The organism is Methanocalculus alkaliphilus, from assembly GCF_024170505.1.
In the GTDB taxonomy this organism is placed as follows: domain Archaea; phylum Halobacteriota; class Methanomicrobia; order Methanomicrobiales; family Methanocorpusculaceae; genus Methanocalculus; species Methanocalculus alkaliphilus.
Map to the genome: position 1 here is coordinate 45,916 of NZ_JALJYG010000002.1, position 14,817 is coordinate 60,732.

Sequence of the window (14,817 nt, forward strand, 5' to 3'; positions counted from 1 at the left end):
GTTCTATCAAAAACTGTATCAGCATCTGCACGAAACGATCATGTATAGGTTTGTATGCAGGATCTTCTCGTACGTGACGATATGTTTGATGCCATCCTTTTTGATCTCGACAATACTCTTGTTGATTTCATATCGGCGAAGCAGAAAGCCTGCTCTGCTGTAATCGAAACCCTCGGTCAGGGTGATCCCGATATCCTCTTCTCGTATTTTCGTAGGGGCAGATATGGCTTTGAGGATTATGGGAATATCTTTGATTATCTCTCCGACATTGGCGTCTCAGGATCAAGGGAGTACCTCATGAGCTGTCGTATTTATGAAGAGGTGAAACTCTCCTCCCTCATGCCATATTCTGGAATCCGTGTGATCCTTGAGAGACTCAGAAGGGCTGGCCTCTCTCTTGGCGTCGTCACCGATGCAGACTCGGATCATGCCTCAAAGAGACTTGAAAAGGCGAAGATCGCTGATCTCTTCGATGTGGTTATAACGCCTGATATCAGTGGGAATCGAAAGCCCCACCCCTCTTCATTTATTTTGGCTCTTGACAGTCTCAGGGCTGAACCTTTTCGGACTGTCTGTGTCGGTGACAGTATTCGCCGTGATATTGAGCCTGGCAGGCGTCTTGGAATGCTGACGGTTCATGCCGGGTATGGCGACTGGCATCCTGATGAGACGATAGCTTCAACGATCAGAACGCTCAGGGTTGATCACCCGGGAGAGCTGATACCCCTCCTCCTTGGGAGGGAGGCATGGGCCAACTCAGATAACCTTTGAGATAACGATCTCAGAGAGCATCTTTCCAAGTTCTGTCAGTTTTATCGAGATATTCCGGCCTCTCTTCTCTTTTTTAATAAAACCTGCCTCTTCAAGCTTTGAGAGATGATGTGAAAGGCGGCTCCTTTCGCTTCGGAACTGCTTACTGTCCTTCTGGATATCAGGTGTGATCATGAAGATAATGCTGTCAAGTGAATCGACGCCATCTCCTATCAGGGTGATGATATGCCGCTGTTCTTCTCCCGGATAATCGACCGGGATAACCGGAATCTCAATAATCTCCTCAACACCGACCTCTTCCCCTGCATCGTCATATCTGGGTATGGATGTTATCATTCGGGACCGGGTCATGCAGGCTGCAATGTATGCACCGACTGAAAGTGTACGGAGGGATCCGGATGCGTTGAGGAGGACATCGTTTCCTTTCAGCTTCTCTTCCTGGATAATTTTCAGGAGCTGATTGGAGGCCTTGAGGACGGATTTCTTATCAATTCTTCTGACTTCGATGTCCCAAAGCTTATTCAGTTCGGTCTGGATATCGTTTGCAACTTTCTTGACGATCTGTTCGCCTGGCAGATTGTCATCCTCTCCTATGATGAGGAAGAGTTTTGAGAAGGGTATCTCACGCAGGGCACTAATCGACTCGATGAGACGATCCTTATGGTGACCAACGAAGACGAGATGTGTAGTTGGCATATTTGGATATATTGTCTATTTAATTATATATCTTTTTTGGCATAAGTTAACTGTATACTTATCCTTCTAGTCTACATAGTATAGTCTACATAAATATCTACATACTATAATCTACATCAAATCTACATTTTTTTAATCTACATTTTAATATTGTAATAACAATCTACTATTTTTATATCTATACAAGTCTACATATCGAATCTACAGATGACAATCTACTGTTGAATATCAATTCATTAGTATAAATCAAAATCTAAATAATATTGCAATATATAAATATGATCGGAAAAAATTTATTTATATGTGAATATTTTTAAAAGATTATGTATTTAATATTTCATTCTTTCTTTTTCTGTATTCGGTAAACATCCTTGATTGAGTATTCATTAGCTTCCTTAAGGAGGAAATGACTCAGAACGGTCCTTATCGCAACAATCGCTCCAAGCAGGAGGACATCCTCAATTGAGGGAGCAAGGATCGTTGCAAGGATGTCGGCTGCTATGATGAATTCGAGACCGAAGATCAATTTATTTGTGAAATCGATCCGTATTGTATTGTAATATATATTTGTCCGGTGTATCACCTCGATCAGGAGAACTCCGATGGCGGCACGAACTCCCCCATAGACGATCATGATAGCACCCATAACTTCAAAAAGAATGATGAAAACCGATACAAGCCAGTTCAGATGGTCCATATGGAGGATATCATCACGTGAAAATGTATAAAGACTATCGATTCCATCTCTTGAGATATTCTCATGTATCTTGGGACAGAAGAATAGTCAGGTACTTGTATGGATGCGAAGGGACGCGTACAGGATATGATGAGGCTGATGGCCTCAAAAGTAAGAACAGTTGCAGATACTATTGAGGATGATGAGGTGGACTCATTCATCAGGGAGATACTTGCTGCTGAGAGGGTCTATGTCATGGGCGCCGGCCGCTCCGGGCTTGTGGCTAAGGCATTTGCGATGCGGCTGATGCACCTTGGACTGCGATCCTATGTTGTCGGTGAGACGATCACACCGGCAATTGAGCCCTCTGATATGATCATTGCATTCTCTGGATCCGGAAATACAAAGACTGTTGCGGATATCTCGGAGACTGCAAAAGAGATCGGTGCCACTGTCGGACTGATCACCTCAAACAAAGATTCGCGGATCGGTAAGATAGCAGACTCAATCGTCGTTATCGAGAGCCAGCGTGATGCGGTGACTGACGACTCTCATGAGTATGAGATCAGACAGATGATGGGGGAGCACAGATCGTTTGCGCCACTCGGAACGATCTTCGAGACGACAGCAATGATATTCTCAGATGCCCTCGTCTCCCGGCTGATGGAGATCACCGCCACCGATGAAGGAGAGTTGAAGAGACGCCATACAAACATTGAGTGAGGTAACGACGATGCAGTTTGCACAACGGGTTTCAAATCTTGAGATATCCGGGATCAGGAAGCTTTTTGAGGCAGCCGGACCGGACTCGATTAACCTCGGGCTTGGACAGCCCGATTTTGATACTCCTGCTCATATTAAGGAGGGAGCAATTCAGGCGATACAGGAGGGCAGGACCGGCTACACACCTAATCTTGGGATACCTGAGTTGCGGGAGGCTCTCAGCAGGAAGTTTGGGAGGGAGAACGGCCTTTCTTATACACCGTCTGAGATTATCGTAACTGCCGGTGCCAGTGAGGCACTTCATATCGCGATGGAGGCGATCATCAACTCCGGTGATCGGGTACTCTTCTCAGATCCGGGCTTTGTATCCTATGGGGCACTCGCAGAGCTGGCGGGCGGTGTTCCCTCGCCGGTACCCCTTGATGATAATCTCCATATCGATCTGGATGCGACGTTTGAAGCGATGGATGGTGCACGGGCAGTTGTCCTGAACTCGCCGGCCAACCCGACGGGTGTGGTCGAGCCTGAGGAGACGATCAGGGGTATCGTTGAGTATGCAGATGACCAGGATGTTCTTGTCATCTCCGATGAGGTATATGAACATTTCATCTATGGTGCCACCCATTATAGTGCAGGGCGGTATGGCGGGAATGTTATCACCATCAATGCCGCCAGCAAGACATACGCGATGACCGGGTGGCGGGTCGGCTCCCTTGCAGCCCCACAGGAGATAATCGATGAGTGCCTGAAAGTTCATCAGTATATTCTCGCCTGTGCAACATCCATCTCACAGTATGCAGCACTTGCCGCATATACGGGAGATCAGCGTGTTGTCACGACCATGCGCGATGAATATCATGCAAGGCGGGACCTCCTTGCAGGTGGCCTGAAGAGGATGGGTTTTGACTTCCCCCTTCCTGAAGGCGCCTTCTACCTCTTCGTCCCGATGGATCAGGATCTCATCGACAGGATCATTCAAGCCGGTGTCATCATCGTTCCTGGAACTGCATTTGGCGAAAATGGTCAGGGATATGCACGCTTCAGCTATGCGGCGTCACGGGACATGCTCAATGCCGCCCTCGATAGAATTCAAAAATTAATCTAAGTGATAATTATGGTTATGGAACTGCTCAGGCGTCTCTCTGACGCACATGGTGTATCAGGATTTGAGGAGAACCTTGTGGATATTATCTCCTCTGAGATCAGGCCGTATGTGGACGAACTCAGTACAGATGCAATGGGAAATCTGATCGCCATTAAGAAAGGGGGTGACTTTTCGGTGATGATCGCAGCCCATATGGATGAGATCGGCTGCATGGTTCAGTATATTGATGATCGAGGCTTCATCAGGTTTGTTCCAATCGGTGGATGGTATACACCTGCCCTCTATGCCCAGCGGGTGATCCTTCATGGTACAAAGGGGCAGGTTACCGGAGTCCTTGGCGGGAAGCCCCCTCATATGATGAAGGAGGAGGAGCGGAAGAAGGAGATGAAGATTGAGGATCTCTTCATTGATGTTGGTGCGACAACCGCTGAGGAGGTGGCCGACCTGGGGATAGAGATAGGCACTCCGATCACAATCGATCGTGAGGTGAAGCCCCTTGCCGGAAAGAGGATCACCGGGAAGGCGTTTGACAACCGTGTCGGGGTTGCCATGCTTATCAGGACTCTCCAGCAGGTCGAAACGCCCCATACCATTTATGCAGTCTTTACCGTTCAGGAGGAGGTCGGATTGAAAGGGGCGAAGACAAGTGCCTATGCCCTCAAGCCGGACTGTGCCATCGCAACCGATGTGACGATCCCAGGCGATCACCCGGGGATTGAGAAGAAGGATGCCAGCATTGAGATGGGGAAGGGACCCGTAATCATCATCGTCTCAGCAAGCGGACGCGGTCTCATCTCAGATCCGAAGATGGTCCGATGGCTGAGGAGAAGTGCCGAGACGGCAGAAATCCCACATCAGATTGAGGTTGGAACCGGCGGAAATACTGATGCGACGATTATTCACCTTGAGCGGGGAGGAATACCCAGTGTGCCGCTCTCCATCGCATCACGATATATCCATTCACCAGTCGAAGTGGTCGATGGCGAGGATATTGAAAACGCTGTGCGTCTCCTCTGCGAGGCGCTGAAAACAAAACCGTGAAGGGCTTTACGCCTCTTCAATCTCTTCTTCTTTCTGTTTCAGGGGTTTCATTGATGGGAAGAGGATGACCTCTTTAATCGAGTTCTGCCCGGTTGCAAGCATGACAAGCCGGTCGATCCCGATCCCGACACCCCCTGTCGGGGGCATGCCGTACCCAAGTGCGTTGATGAAGTCATAATCGATCATCTGCGCCTCAAGATCACCTTTCTGCCGTTTTGCATCCTGATCTTCAAACCGCTCCTTCTGATCCAGTGGGTCATTTAACTCTGAGAAGCCATTTGCAAGCTCCATTCCGGCAACGAAGAGCTCAAACCGCTCGGTGAATCCTGGTTTGGCACGATGTTTCTTGGCAAGCGGGGAGTTTTCAATCGGGAAATCATAAACGAACGTCGGTTGAATGAGTGTATCCTCAACAAAATGTTCAAAGAAGAGGGCGAGATACTCTCCCGGTGTTGTGGCCTTCTCCCTTCCATCAATTGCATGCTCTTCTGCAATAGTCCTGAGCTCATCGGCTGAGTAGGCATGGATATCAATACCTGCGGCCTCCATGACGGCGTCTTCCATTGAGATCCGCTTCCATGGCGTTTCGAAGCTGATCGTCTGATCCTCAAAGGTGACCTCGGTAGATCCCGTCGTCTCCCTGATAATTGTCGATATAAGATCCTCGGTGAGCCTCATCATATCGTGATAGTCTGCGTATGCCTCATACATCTCGACCATTGTAAATTCGGGATTATGATGGGTATCGATATCTTCATTCCTGAAGTTCTTGGCTATCTCAAAAACCTTCTCAAATCCACCGACGATGAGTCGTTTGAGATAAAGTTCGGGTGCGATTCTGAGGTAGAGCTTCTGTTCAAGATAGTTATGGTATGTTGTGAATGGCCGGGCATTTGCACCGCCATAGATTGGCTGAATTGTTGGTGTCTCAAATTCCAGATACCCCCGATCATTGAGATATCCCCGGAGCCGCCCGGTCATCCGGCTCCGCAGATGAAAGATGGCTCGCGCTTCGTCGTTGGTGATAAGATCAACATATCGCTGTCGGTACCGGGTCTCAACCTTTGTCAGTCCATGGTACTTCTCCGGGAGGGGGCAGATCGCCTTTGAGAGGAGGGTGATCTCATCGACCCAGATGCTGACCTCTCCAACCTTTGTTCTGAAGATGTGGCCACGAACACCGACGATGTCACCGATATCGATGTTTTTGGAGAAGAACGTAAAGGCTTCATCTCCAAGGTCATTTTTCCTGATATAGAGCTGTATCTTTCCGCTTCCATCTCCAAGGTCTGCAAAGACGGTCTTTCCATGTGATCGTTTCGTGTAGAGCCTTCCGGCAACGGATACAGCCTCCTCACTCTTCTCATGGCCGATATCCACAAATTTTTCATGGATCTGGCTTGCGATATCGGTTCGCTCATACTTCCAGGGATAGACGGCTACTCCGTTCTCCTGGAGCTCCCTGAGTTTTTGTACTTTCTGTTCATCAAAATTCAGGCCGGGTGTTTCATTCATGAATAAATCCTCGGGTTATTATGGTTACATTCAGGATGGTATGCGATCCCGGAATGTGTAAGTCTCTATAGAGTGGTACTGAAGAATATTAAGCTGTGAGGGTACTGAAAAGAAAAAAAGATCGATTATCGGGATTTCGCCTGCACCCTCGGCTCAATGACCGACCAGATCATCTCTGCAAGTTCCCGCACGTTCTTGGTCTGGATATATATCTCCCCAGGCCCGGTTATCTCTGTGACCAGCCCTTCTCCGGAGAAGAGGGTCTCTTTGAGACCTCCAAACTTCATCACCCGATACTGGCAGGTATCGCTGAAGGCGACGAGATGGAAGTTATCGACGATCATCTTCTCCCCTGCCTTCAGCTGATGCTTATCGATTGCGCCAAATGTATTGATGAAGAGTGTCCCTTCACCTGAGACTTTTATCATCAGAAGACCCTGTCCAAAGAGCCCTTTCGTGAATCCCTCCCACTTGAGATCCAGATTGATACCCTGTTCTGCGGCAAGATACGAAGACTTCTGCACAATAAAACCCTTGCCGGGTGCGATAGCAACCGTCTCAATATCGCCAAGTGGTGCTGCACTTAATGCGACGTCGCCACTTTCATTTCCTGCAATATAATCTGTAACAAAGAAACTCTGGCCACCCAGAAGGGCGAGCCCGATGGATCCTAACAGGCTCTTCTCACGTTTTCGTGTTGATACCTGAATGGATGGATGCATATATGTCATCGCACCAGCTTCGGCGGTGATCCGTTCACCAGGCCCGAGGGCGACAACGAGAAGGGAAAAAGATGGCTTGTAACGAATCTCATAATTCATCAGTTCTTCACCATCTCTGTATCTCCACAGAAGATGATGAAGCTATCCGGGAATGATAAATGACAGATTAATATTCGAAAGTATCCATAACTTTTTGTATTTTATCACCTGTGGATTCACTTTTTCTGAGGTGAATGCTGCCACCGTTCTCCTCAAGCGAGGCATCAAATGCAGATGGGGCATCGGTGGTCGAGAGGGGATGTTTATGGCAGCATGTATAGCCATAACAATCAAGAATCCTGAAGAGTTTATAAATCTCAGGTGCTTCAAGATTATTTGCTTTTAAAAGCCCGCCATCTGAAAAGATGGTGTGGGCATCTCCATCTGCGACGATTGTGGTATTGAGTACAATAACCCGGTCTGCAAGATGAGAGACTGCATTGACATCATGCATTGCCACGATTGTGGTGATCCCCTTCTCCCTGTTGAGCCTGTTGATGAGGCCGATCAGGATAGCCCGGTTTTTTGGGTCAAGGTTTGCCGTCGGCTCATCCAGAATGAGGATTCGGGGCTCCATCGAGAGGACCGCGGCGAGTGCAGCCCTCTTCTTCTCCCCATAACTCATGTGGTGGGGAACACGATCCTCAAATCCACTCAGGCCGACCGTCTCAAGTGCATCCCTGACACGACGCTCCACTTCATCCCGTGGAAGACCCATGTTTGTCGGGCCGAATGCCACATCATCATAGATGGTCGGCATGAAGAGTTGATCATCGGGATCTGCAAAGACAACACCGACCTTCTGAATTCTCTTCTCTATCGGCATATATCTGACGTTCTCACCGAAGATGAGGACATTATCATCCATGCTTTTAATCGAACCATTCAGATGGAGAAAGAGCGTTGTTTTCCCTGCCCCGTTCTGCCCGATAATGGCAATTCTCTCCCCTTCCTTGATCGTCAGGGTGACATCTTCGAGTGATACAGTGCCATCAGGGTAGTGATGGTTCAGATCCCGAATGGTTACAGCTTCAGTCATAATGGTACCAATGGATATACCTGCAGTCCTCCGGCAATAGCTATCAGAAGGAGTCCTGCAAGATAGTCGTGTATCTGTATTAAGAAAGGTGTGGTTGTGATATGGTTACCACGGTATCCCTTCGCCTCCATCCCCCGGTATACTCGTTCTGCCCTCTCATAACTCTTGACCAGAAGCATTCCAATCAGGTTGCCGATGATGGAGAGCCCGTATCTGTTCAGTCTGAATGCATATCCTTTCGACCGCATTGAACTCCATATCTGGAGAAACTCATCCATCATAACATAGATGTAGCGATACGTGAAGAAGAGCATCTGAATGATGACGCCGGGTACCTTGAGGAGTGAGAGTGCCTTGAGGGTCGTCTCAATCTTCTGTGTCCCAAGCAGGGTGAGAACGAGAATGATGGCAGCGAGGGCCCTGATCGTTATGAGGAGAGCGAGTGAGAGCCCTTCCTGAGTGAAGTTGACCGGTCCTGCTGACCAGATGGCTGTCCCCGGCACCGTCAACGGCATAAGAAGGAGAATTGGAAGGATGAAGATTAAAATGACCTTTGATCGTCGGATAATAAACCTGAAAGGCAGGCGGGAGATGAGCAGGAGGATGGCTGCCACGGTGAGCCCGAGAAGGGCTGCCTGAATAGTCTGGACAAAAACCACCGAAAAGATGAGGATGGTGAATGAGAGGATCTTTACCCGTGGCTCCAGATGGTGGATGGGGGACGTCAGCGTTGCATATCTGTCAATATCCGGGTAGTGCATGCCCCTCCATTCTGATTATTGATCCTCACGTGTTCCTCTGCATCTTCCGGGCGGTATATATCATCGCGATCCCCGCAATTCCAAGGAGATACCCAAAGCCTGCTATGATCCGGGCAGCGAGCGGGAGCTCATTTCCTGCCGCGGTCATTGATTCTCCCGACTCAAGATCAAGGGTCATCCGTGCACGATGGCCGGTATGTTCGACGACGATCTCATACTCAGTCACCCTCCATTTTGGTTCAAATGCATAAAAGCCCTGTCTATCGGTGACATCTTCTATGTAGATCTCTTTTAAGCCGTCATCAATTGCATAGATGGTGATCCGGGCCTCTGCCATCGGGGTGTTTCCTTCATACCATGCCCTGACCATCACATCATCATAGATATCGCCTGTCATAAATGCGCCAACAAAGGCTCTGTGAGCAGATACGGGGGCAATACATGTGGTACAGAGGAGAAGGGCGATCAGCCCGACCAGTATCAGATTATCTCTTTTCATCTCTTTTTCCTCCAAATGGAATGGGGAGCAGTTCCGGTTTGACCCGTGCAAGGTATCCAACGACTGCCCCGGTGACAATTGCTTCAACGATGATGATGGGCAGGTGGGCGATGGCGAGCACCCCGGCGATGGCATAGAACTGCTCACCGGATATGACAAGGACACCAATGAGGAGAACAATTGTCAGAATTATTGCAAATCCACCACAGAACGCTCCAGTAAGTGGTAACGGGAGTCTCCTTTTTGCGGCGAAGAGAAATGCCAGATAGCAGATAAGAGCAGGAATTCCGATCATGACGGCATTCACTCCGATGACGGTGATACCGCCATGCTGGAAGAGGATTGCCTGAAGAATGAGCCCGATGAAGAGGGCAATATAACTGAGTGGACCAAGGACGACTCCAACGAGCCCGTTGAGAATTAAGTGAGCGCTTGATGGCGGAATGTCGATATGGATAAGTGAGGCAACGAAGAACGCGCCAGCCATCACGGATACTTTGGGTATCTCTGCTGCGATATCACCCTGGCGGGCTGCCCAGCGGAGAGTGACACCCAGAAGAATAAAGGTGATAAGCCATCCTGCGACGATTACCGGCATCGGAAGAACACCGTCTGAAATATGCATCTACTTACTCTCCGATTATAACCAGATTATTCATTCACCATCGATCCAGAAGAAATGATACCCGGGTGGGGAGATTGTCCACCTCCCATCCGGGTGTATCAGGAGCGGCGTGCATATGCGACCGCTGCGATGCCGGCAAGAGCTGCAAGGACTCCAAATCCGGGGCTCTCTGCAGGCTGTGATACAGGTGCTGCCGCAGCATCAAGTGCAGTACTTAGGGCTGTTATATGCCTGTTCATATGTCTGACATCACGCTCAGCTGTATGGGCGGTATCATGGATGGCATCAGCATGAATCTGAAGGTTTTCTGGGACGCCCCCTTCAAGTGCATGGATCGCATCATGCTGTGCATCAAGGATACTTTTGTACTCCAGAAGATCCTCTTTGATATGATCAAGGAGGTGATCTATCGCTGCACGGTTACCGATGGGATCTACGGCGAGTCTGCCTATCTCCTCTGCATCATCAAGCATATCCTTTGCAATGAGCTCAAGCTCATCACCTGCACGATGAACTGCTGCTGCTATATCCCGGATTTCCTGATCGACAGATTCGTCATTTCTGATGATCCGCGTCTCATCCTGAATAATGACAGCATATGTCATGAAGTCTTCAGCATGTTCGATGACTTCAGCGACCTCAATTTCGATTGCTTCCTGATCTGCCGATACCGGCATACAGATGAGTGCAACAGCGAGCAGTGCCATGAACATGGCTTGTAAGGTGAATGTATTGCGTTTCATGGGTTAGCACCATAGATCGTTGTGATCTACTTCATTATTGTTGAGTAAGTTTAAAAAAAGTTGTGTTTGGTTTCTTTAATAATCTTATATATTATAAAATTTATGGTTTCGGTACAATCAGAACATCCTGTCATACCGACCTGTCTCCTGATGGAAAAAGTAATCGATCTATTTATTAAATGATGGGCTCTACCGTAAATAACCGATCTTGGTGGATAGTTCACACCATCCATTCGGGGATTTTGTGATACGACCTTCTCTTCCATGTTGTATGGACATCTGCCTCACTCCAGGGATCAGATCCTGTCATAGTTGCGGTTCCCAAAAGTTTCCTGTTGGGTTTTTCAATAAAATGCAATACTACCTTTTTGACGGTGCAATCTTCAACAAATGCCTGGAACTCATCATCGTCTGAGTCCTTCTTCAGTTTATCAAGCCAGCCGGGATCAAATGCATCACTCATCACATAAATCATCACATCCCTGGGTTCGATACCGTTGATCCGTGGCTCTTTCCAGAATTCGGCAACCTCCATTTCGATGCTCATTGAATGGTCCGACTCATATCTGATAAAATTGGTTCTTGTTATAAAATCAACATCATCACTGTTATTAAGAGTAAAAACCGCAAATTCAATCGGCTTTTCTTCCCCGTCCGGTTCAATGAGGGGTGCCTCTGTTCGTTCTGGTTGTGGTGCAGGTATTAGAGTGGAAATGGGTTTCGTCTCTGCCTGTGAACTGCACCCTGCCATGATAACTGCAGAGATGATTAAGAGTGTGGTCAGTGACCCGATCATCAGTTTCTTCATAATTCTGACTGTTATATCTTAATGTATAAATATATTTGTATACATGATATTTGCAGCGAAAATTACGCTATTAGAGCTGACTTTATTAATAAGAATTAATTATACTTGTTTGATAAATTTCAAAAAGAGATTACGCCCCGGCCGGGACTTGAACCCGGGTCAAAAGCTCCGCAGGCTTCTAGGATATCCACTACCCTACCGGGACCCGCAAAGGTGCTCTATCCTATATGCGATGTCATCATAAATAACTATGGTTTTATGCCTGAATCAGCCTGGGGTTTGTCATAAGAATATCGGTGCCGACATAGTTTCCATTGAATGTGACAGTGTAATTGCCGGGCCTTCTGATGATGATCTCCCGTCTGCATTCCTGAGAGAATGTACGACCGAATCCATCTCTTGCAACAATAATGCCTGTATCAGCATCCTTCACAGTACATTCAAACCAGACGTTGCTGCCTACATGTTCGATCAGGTATCGATAGTCCTTTTTTTCACCATATATGCTTGTTCCTTCCTTGATCCGGGTTCTGGTTTCCGGTGTTATATCGAGATTAATTATCAATGGGGGGTGGGGTAATTCAACGACCACACTCACCTCATCATAGAGAAAATCCATCTTCTCTGAATAGATGACTTCATGGGGGGATGTCTGCTCTTCTACCATGACAGAATCCATGATTGCTGCAGGAGTAGCCGCAGGGCTAACCGTAGCGGCGGGAATTGGCTCTGCTGATATATTCTGATTGCCTGACATTTCCGAGGGGGGTGCTATACATCCTGCTGAAATGATAATAAATATACATATGATTGCCAGATAACCTACTTCCCGCACTACCATCACCATAATCTCTATGGTGTATACTATATTAATTATTATATTAATATTTCTATTATTTTACTGATCTCATAACACCACATTCTGTCACCATAACGCGGGTAATGGGTCCGGAGATTCGGTTCATAAAAAACCTCCGGCCTTCACCGTATTCGTTTGAAGATGGGCTGAATCAGGGAATTCAGACAGAAAGATGCCTGATCGAAGCTTAAGGATGCGAATGGTGAATTTGAATAAAAAAACTCCCCCCCCCAAATAGCCGATACATAAGACCGGCTCACCATCGGCGCGCTGAGTGAGGGCATAACTATGGTCTAATACCCGATTATTCGGTGCCAGGCTCCTTTGGTATACTCATCTCAATATCGGTAGCGACCATATTTCCACTAAAGGTGACATGGTATATCCCTGGTCTTCTGATGACGATCTCCCGCCTGCTATCATGGGAGAATGTTCGTCCAAAACCATCCCTGACGATGACTGCCCCTGTCTCTGCATCCGCCACAGTGCAGAGAAACCATACATTCCCACTGATATGGTATATCTGATACCGGTAATCCTGCCTCTCTCCATACCTGCTCGTCCCCTCCTTAACCCTGGTTAATCCTTGAGGGGTAATATCCAGATCAATTATCAATGGGGCACGGGGTACATTCACTATCAGGGTGATCTCATTGGAGAGGAATTCGATTCTTTCGGAATAGATACTTTTTCTATCTATTCCAGGTTCTGATCCCAAGTCCTGAACTGGTATTTGGATATCCGGAGGCACAAGGGGGGTGGGTCCTGGAGTTACAATAGTAACGTAATCTGAATGTACTGGCGCGGTCGGTGTGGCTGCTGGTACAGCCGTAACAGTTGGGCTTGTCGGGGTTTGCATCTCCTGTTGCTCAGTAATAACCGGAGGTGGTGCCGTACACCCAGCCGTAATGATCATGATTGTACATAGTATTATCAGCAAGCCCGTATACCGCACTTTCATACTATCTATCGTGTAGATTTTCCTATTATATAACAGGTACATATGACGCCGGACCGTTCTGTCATGACTGATAGGATCGAATAACCTCACGATAGATCTCACTTGCATCTCTCAGATCATCATGAGCAACTCTCTCGTTGACTGCATGCAGCGTCCTGATATCTCCGGGACCATATTCAACCACTCTGAAGCCTTTCTTGCGAAGTGCACGGGCATCACTTGCTGCCCACTGGACGATTGGCTGTGATGCAACATTATGGAGCTGGTTAATTTCATGGGTGATTCGACTGACAATATCAGAATGTGGCGGTGTCAGTGATGGATTCCAAACACTTGAAGGTGTAATGTTTGCGTTCGGAGCCTGGCATCGGATTTCATCAAGAAGCTGATAAGCATCGCATCCCCAGGGGAGACGAAGATCCACTTCAATGTGGCACTTCTGGGCGACGATGTTTGCCTTTTCACCGCCAGAGATGATACCCGGATTATACATAATCCTTGTCAGGACTGAACGCAAACCTTTGGTTTGAAAGATATCCGACAGGATACGCTCGGAGTGACTAATAATACCCGCCATTGAGGGTTCGACAGGGTAATCACGATTATGGAGTTCTTTGATGAAATGAATAAAATTGAATGCCTCCATAACAGCACTCACCCCGACACAAGGGTATAGCGAACTATGGCCTGGAGTTCCGGTAAACTCCACAGAGAACCGACAGAGTCCTTTCTGGCCTATACATGGTGCTATAGCCGGGGTTGGCTCCGCAATGATACAATCAGAAGGGAGTATAAGCTCCTTTGCAAGCAGGTGATGTATTCCATGCGGACCCCCAACCTCTTCATCACAGACGAATGCAAGGCTGACTCCCGGCTCAACACCCTCTTCCACAAGGTTAGAAACTGCTGAAAGGATGGAGGCACACCCTCCTTTCATGTCTGTACTGCCCCTGCCCCATACGAACTCTTCGTCAATAGTTCCTGAATATGGTGGATGGTGCCACCCCTCATCAAGCGCCGGGACGACATCAACATGGCCACAGAGAAGAAGGGGGTGCCCCTGTTCCCGGGTTATCAGGTTACAGTGGCCCGGTGCGTTCTCGATACAATCCGTTGCGATACCGAGTGAATCGAGGATGCCTGCAATATACTCGATCACATCTGTTGTGATACCCGGCGGGTTGTCACTATTGATCCTGATTAACTCAGAGGTTATCCTGACCGGATCCATGAT

The 14,817-nt window shown here is 47.9% G+C and carries 17 protein-coding genes and 1 tRNA gene; 4 read left to right on the forward strand and 14 right to left on the reverse strand.

The window, feature by feature from the left end:
• The first annotated feature begins 54 nt into the window (after positions 1-54).
• Positions 55-771: an HAD family hydrolase gene (locus tag J2T58_RS01865; protein ID WP_253487000.1), complete on the forward strand. Its 717-nt coding sequence runs from the start codon at positions 55-57 to the stop codon at positions 769-771.
• Here the strand turns inward: J2T58_RS01865 and J2T58_RS01870 are convergent.
• Together J2T58_RS01870 and J2T58_RS01875 are read right to left on the reverse strand one after the other, a co-directional pair.
• Positions 757-1,467, reverse strand: a complete 711-nt coding sequence (locus tag J2T58_RS01870) for an HFX_2341 family transcriptional regulator domain-containing protein (protein ID WP_253487002.1) — start codon at positions 1,465-1,467, stop codon at positions 757-759. The genes J2T58_RS01865 and J2T58_RS01870 overlap by 15 nt on opposite strands.
• A 337-nt stretch (positions 1,468-1,804) precedes the next feature.
• Positions 1,805-2,164 carry a DUF1622 domain-containing protein gene (locus J2T58_RS01875; RefSeq protein ID WP_253487004.1) on the reverse strand — a complete coding sequence of 120 codons (360 nt, stop codon included), beginning with the start codon at positions 2,162-2,164 and terminating at the stop codon, positions 1,805-1,807.
• Positions 2,165-2,263: 99 nt separating this feature from the next.
• On the opposite strand from J2T58_RS01875, the gene hxlB reads away from it, so the two are divergent.
• From hxlB to J2T58_RS01890, 3 genes are read left to right on the forward strand one after another with little or no spacing between them, the layout of a single operon-like run.
• Complete coding sequence (hxlB, locus tag J2T58_RS01880; RefSeq protein ID WP_253487006.1) at positions 2,264-2,866, forward strand: 6-phospho-3-hexuloisomerase; 603 nt, start codon at positions 2,264-2,266, stop codon at positions 2,864-2,866.
• A gap of 10 nt (positions 2,867-2,876) precedes the next feature.
• Complete coding sequence (locus tag J2T58_RS01885; protein WP_253487008.1) at positions 2,877-3,971, forward strand: pyridoxal phosphate-dependent aminotransferase; 1,095 nt, start codon at positions 2,877-2,879, stop codon at positions 3,969-3,971.
• A gap of 9 nt (positions 3,972-3,980) precedes the next feature.
• Entirely contained in the window at positions 3,981-5,012 is a 1,032-nt protein-coding gene (locus J2T58_RS01890) for a M42 family metallopeptidase (RefSeq protein WP_253487010.1), read from the forward strand.
• A 6-nt stretch (positions 5,013-5,018) separates the two neighbouring features.
• On the opposite strand, the gene lysS is transcribed toward J2T58_RS01890, so the two are convergent.
• The 12 genes from lysS to J2T58_RS01950 all read right to left on the reverse strand — a co-directional run bounded on the left by lysS (position 5,019) and on the right by J2T58_RS01950 (position 14,814).
• A complete protein-coding gene (gene lysS / locus J2T58_RS01895) occupies positions 5,019-6,527 on the reverse strand; it encodes a lysine--tRNA ligase (RefSeq protein ID WP_253487011.1) in 1,509 nt (502 codons plus the stop codon).
• Between the two features lie 125 nt (positions 6,528-6,652).
• Positions 6,653-7,348: a TIGR00266 family protein gene (locus J2T58_RS01900; protein ID WP_253487012.1), complete on the reverse strand. Its 696-nt coding sequence runs from the start codon at positions 7,346-7,348 to the stop codon at positions 6,653-6,655.
• Between the two features lie 67 nt (positions 7,349-7,415).
• Positions 7,416-8,327 carry an energy-coupling factor ABC transporter ATP-binding protein gene (locus J2T58_RS01905; protein ID WP_253487013.1) on the reverse strand — a complete coding sequence of 304 codons (912 nt, stop codon included), beginning with the start codon at positions 8,325-8,327 and terminating at the stop codon, positions 7,416-7,418.
• Positions 8,324-9,088, reverse strand: coding sequence for a cobalt ECF transporter T component CbiQ (cbiQ, locus tag J2T58_RS01910; RefSeq protein ID WP_253487014.1), 765 nt, complete (start codon positions 9,086-9,088; stop codon positions 8,324-8,326). Before cbiQ ends, J2T58_RS01905 begins: the two co-directional genes overlap by 4 nt.
• Before the next feature lie 25 nt (positions 9,089-9,113).
• Positions 9,114-9,587: a hypothetical protein gene (locus J2T58_RS01915; protein WP_253487015.1), complete on the reverse strand. Its 474-nt coding sequence runs from the start codon at positions 9,585-9,587 to the stop codon at positions 9,114-9,116.
• Positions 9,574-10,212 carry a cobalt transporter CbiM gene (cbiM, locus tag J2T58_RS01920; protein ID WP_253487016.1) on the reverse strand — a complete coding sequence of 213 codons (639 nt, stop codon included), beginning with the start codon at positions 10,210-10,212 and terminating at the stop codon, positions 9,574-9,576. The genes J2T58_RS01915 and cbiM overlap by 14 nt, the downstream gene beginning before the upstream one ends.
• Before the next feature lie 98 nt (positions 10,213-10,310).
• On the reverse strand, positions 10,311-10,955 hold the full coding sequence (locus tag J2T58_RS01925) for a PGF-CTERM sorting domain-containing protein (RefSeq protein ID WP_253487017.1): 645 nt from the start codon (positions 10,953-10,955) through the stop codon (positions 10,311-10,313).
• A 220-nt stretch (positions 10,956-11,175) separates the two neighbouring features.
• On the reverse strand, positions 11,176-11,763 hold the full coding sequence (locus J2T58_RS01930) for a hypothetical protein (protein ID WP_253487019.1): 588 nt from the start codon (positions 11,761-11,763) through the stop codon (positions 11,176-11,178).
• 133 nt (positions 11,764-11,896) lie between these two features.
• Positions 11,897-11,968, reverse strand: a tRNA-Arg gene (locus tag J2T58_RS01935).
• Positions 11,969-12,019: 51 nt separating this feature from the next.
• Complete coding sequence (locus tag J2T58_RS01940) at positions 12,020-12,604, reverse strand: hypothetical protein (protein ID WP_253487021.1); 585 nt, start codon at positions 12,602-12,604, stop codon at positions 12,020-12,022.
• A gap of 322 nt (positions 12,605-12,926) precedes the next feature.
• The gene (locus J2T58_RS01945; RefSeq protein ID WP_253487023.1) at positions 12,927-13,583 is read right to left on the reverse strand and encodes a hypothetical protein; all 657 of its coding nucleotides are present in this window, start codon (positions 13,581-13,583) and stop codon (positions 12,927-12,929) included.
• 61 nt (positions 13,584-13,644) lie between these two features.
• On the reverse strand, positions 13,645-14,814 hold the full coding sequence (locus J2T58_RS01950) for a M20 family metallopeptidase (protein ID WP_253487025.1): 1,170 nt from the start codon (positions 14,812-14,814) through the stop codon (positions 13,645-13,647).
• Between the last annotated feature and the right edge of the window lie 3 nt (positions 14,815-14,817).

Coding starts and splice junctions, on each gene's coding strand:
- J2T58_RS01865 (WP_253487000.1), top strand. CDS start 55: ATGCAGGATCTTCTCGTACGTGACGATATGTTTGATGCCATCCTTTTT.
- J2T58_RS01870 (WP_253487002.1), bottom strand. CDS start 1,467: ATGCCAACTACACATCTCGTCTTCGTTGGTCACCATAAGGATCGTCTC.
- J2T58_RS01875 (WP_253487004.1), bottom strand. CDS start 2,164: ATGGACCATCTGAACTGGCTTGTATCGGTTTTCATCATTCTTTTTGAA.
- hxlB (WP_253487006.1), top strand. CDS start 2,264: ATGGATGCGAAGGGACGCGTACAGGATATGATGAGGCTGATGGCCTCA.
- J2T58_RS01885 (WP_253487008.1), top strand. CDS start 2,877: ATGCAGTTTGCACAACGGGTTTCAAATCTTGAGATATCCGGGATCAGG.
- J2T58_RS01890 (WP_253487010.1), top strand. CDS start 3,981: ATGGTTATGGAACTGCTCAGGCGTCTCTCTGACGCACATGGTGTATCA.
- lysS (WP_253487011.1), bottom strand. CDS start 6,527: ATGAATGAAACACCCGGCCTGAATTTTGATGAACAGAAAGTACAAAAA.
- J2T58_RS01900 (WP_253487012.1), bottom strand. CDS start 7,348: ATGAATTATGAGATTCGTTACAAGCCATCTTTTTCCCTTCTCGTTGTC.
- J2T58_RS01905 (WP_253487013.1), bottom strand. CDS start 8,327: ATGACTGAAGCTGTAACCATTCGGGATCTGAACCATCACTACCCTGAT.
- cbiQ (WP_253487014.1), bottom strand. CDS start 9,088: ATGCACTACCCGGATATTGACAGATATGCAACGCTGACGTCCCCCATC.
- J2T58_RS01915 (WP_253487015.1), bottom strand. CDS start 9,587: ATGAAAAGAGATAATCTGATACTGGTCGGGCTGATCGCCCTTCTCCTC.
- cbiM (WP_253487016.1), bottom strand. CDS start 10,212: ATGCATATTTCAGACGGTGTTCTTCCGATGCCGGTAATCGTCGCAGGA.
- J2T58_RS01925 (WP_253487017.1), bottom strand. CDS start 10,955: ATGAAACGCAATACATTCACCTTACAAGCCATGTTCATGGCACTGCTC.
- J2T58_RS01930 (WP_253487019.1), bottom strand. CDS start 11,763: ATGAAGAAACTGATGATCGGGTCACTGACCACACTCTTAATCATCTCT.
- J2T58_RS01940 (WP_253487021.1), bottom strand. CDS start 12,604: ATGGTAGTGCGGGAAGTAGGTTATCTGGCAATCATATGTATATTTATT.
- J2T58_RS01945 (WP_253487023.1), bottom strand. CDS start 13,583: ATGAAAGTGCGGTATACGGGCTTGCTGATAATACTATGTACAATCATG.
- J2T58_RS01950 (WP_253487025.1), bottom strand. CDS start 14,814: ATGGATCCGGTCAGGATAACCTCTGAGTTAATCAGGATCAATAGTGAC.